The 2,112-nt window shown below is 39.3% G+C and carries 3 protein-coding genes; 2 read left to right on the top strand and 1 reads right to left on the bottom strand.

What is annotated here, in order from left to right:
- Positions 1-348: 348 nt before the first annotated feature.
- Positions 349-1,368 carry a protein rep gene (locus ACFVQB_RS34305; RefSeq protein WP_376621148.1) on the top strand — a complete coding sequence of 340 codons (1,020 nt, stop codon included), beginning with the start codon at positions 349-351 and terminating at the stop codon, positions 1,366-1,368.
- Between the two features lie 26 nt (positions 1,369-1,394).
- Here the strand turns inward: ACFVQB_RS34305 and ACFVQB_RS34300 are convergent, their stop codons facing one another.
- Positions 1,395-1,619, bottom strand: coding sequence for a hypothetical protein (locus tag ACFVQB_RS34300; protein WP_376952895.1), 225 nt, complete (start codon positions 1,617-1,619; stop codon positions 1,395-1,397).
- 103 nt (positions 1,620-1,722) lie between these two features.
- On the opposite strand from ACFVQB_RS34300, the gene ACFVQB_RS34295 reads away from it, so the two are divergent.
- The coding region (locus ACFVQB_RS34295; protein WP_379449855.1) for a hypothetical protein at positions 1,723-2,112 on the top strand (390 nt) is incomplete at its 3' end.

The raw sequence follows: 2,112 nt of genomic DNA, 5'->3' as shown, positions 1-2,112 counted from the left end.
TTGTTAAAGATATTGAATATCTAAAATAATGCGCGGCTGCAGGACCGATTTTTTGAAAAAAAATCTCCCCCTACGGGGGAAGAATGGTTTTGATCTTAGGTTTTGGGTTTTAAAAAAAGACCGGCAATTCTGCCGGCCTTTTTTGCGATTTTGACGGAGTCGAAATCGGGTCTTTTCTTATCTTGATACTATATAGAAACAACAAGATTTTTAAAAAACAGGTTCAGCCCTTGTCTGTCAAGGCTTTAAAGTGTTTTTGACAGATAAAAACTCCTTCTGCTATTATTAGGTTGTCGAAGCCAAATAATAGAACGCTAGATTACTAGCACAGAAAGGAGTTTTTTTCGTTTGAATTCAGTTGAACATAATTATAACATCCTTGAGGATAAGACCGCAACAGGTAAAAAGCGGGATTGGAAAGGGAAAAAAAGACGGACGAATCTTATGGCGGAGCACTATGAAGCTTTACAGAACAAAACAGGTATACCTTACTATGGCAAAAAAGCTGAGAAATTGTGTAGTTGTGCGGAATGTCTTTCGTTTAAAAGAGACCCGGAGACGGGCAAACTAAAGTTGTATCAAGCTCAGTTTTGCAAAGTGAGGTTATGCCCGATGTGTGCCTGGCGCAGGTCGTTAAAAATTGCTTATCACAATAAATTGATCGTAGAAGAAGCTAATCGTCAGTATGGATGCGGATGGATTTTTCTCACGTTGACCGTTCGAAATGTTAAAGGTGACAGTCTGAAACCTTCGATTTCGGACATGATGAAAGGGTTTAATCGACTTATGAAATACAAAAGGGTCGATACAGCGGTACTTGGCTATTTTAGAGCTTTAGAGATTACTAAAAATCATGAAGAAGATACATATCATCCGCATTTTCATGTGTTATTGCCTGTGAAGAAAAGTTATTTCGGCAAAAATTATATCAAGCAGACGGAATGGACAAGCCTTTGGAAAAAGGCGATGAAATTGGATTACACCCCAATTGTTGATATTCGTCGGGTGAAAGGTAAAGCCAAGATTGACGCTGAACAGATTGAAAACGACGTGCGGGAAGCGATGATGGAGCAAAAAGCTGTTCTTGAAATTTCTAAGTATCCAGTCAAGGATACGGATGTTGTGCGCGGCAATAAGGTGACGGAAGACAATCTGAACACGGTGTTTTATTTGGATGATGCGCTGGCAGCCCGTAGGTTAATCGGATACGGCGGTATTTTGAAGGAGATACATAAAGAGCTGAACCTTGGAGATGCGGAGGACGGCGATCTGGTCAAGATTGAGGAAGAAGATGACGAGGTTGCAAATGGAGCGTTTGAGGTCATGGCTTATTGGCATCCTGGCATTAAGAACTACATAATCAAATAGAAAAGCAGATTCCCTTGTGGAATCTGCTATTTTCCTTTTGGAAGAGTGTAATAAAGAACGACGCTTAAAACCAAAAAGATGATAGGAATGATAACTAAATTGCTGGCGAGCAGACTTTGATCAATCGTGCTTTCTTCTGTATCGACTGTTGAAGCAATCAGTATCACGTCTTTGAGACGGTCAAACACTTGAAGCAAAAAAAAGGAAAAAAGACTTAAAAACAATGAGATGACCGAGTATTTAATACGCACAATTACACACTTCCTCCTATTTTTTTGAAAAATTTTCTGAATTTCCAGTCAATTACATGTATAATAGCATGGAATGCCAAAATAAAGAAGGAGGATTTATGCTTTGAAAGTAGGACAAAGGAAGCGTTTTAAAGGGCTGTTTAGCAAATTGTTGGTGCTGAGTTTGGTTTTTGTTTTGGCTTTACCGATTTACTCAATATCTGCATCGGCTTCAGAATCAATTGACACCGAGAATGTACATCCTGAATTCGATGGAGCTACTGAGGGGAGTGTTCTTCAGCAAGCTGTATCTGGCAATGAAGACTATGAGGTAGTGGACGTTACTTATATCCCAGAATCTCAAAATGATGAAAAAGCATCTACACAAGCTGTTTCAACTTGGTGGGAGACAACAAGAAAAGACTATCAAGGTATTAAATATGGCGGTTGGAAAACGCTAGTTGAACGGAACTCAGGGAATTCCGGTTCAATTACAATTAAGTTCACTAAAACC

This window comes from Paenibacillus sp. NPDC057886 (genome assembly GCF_042796655.1).
Lineage (GTDB): Bacteria > Bacillota > Bacilli > Paenibacillales > Paenibacillaceae > Paenibacillus.
This window is presented reverse-complemented; position numbering and strand designations above follow the sequence as displayed.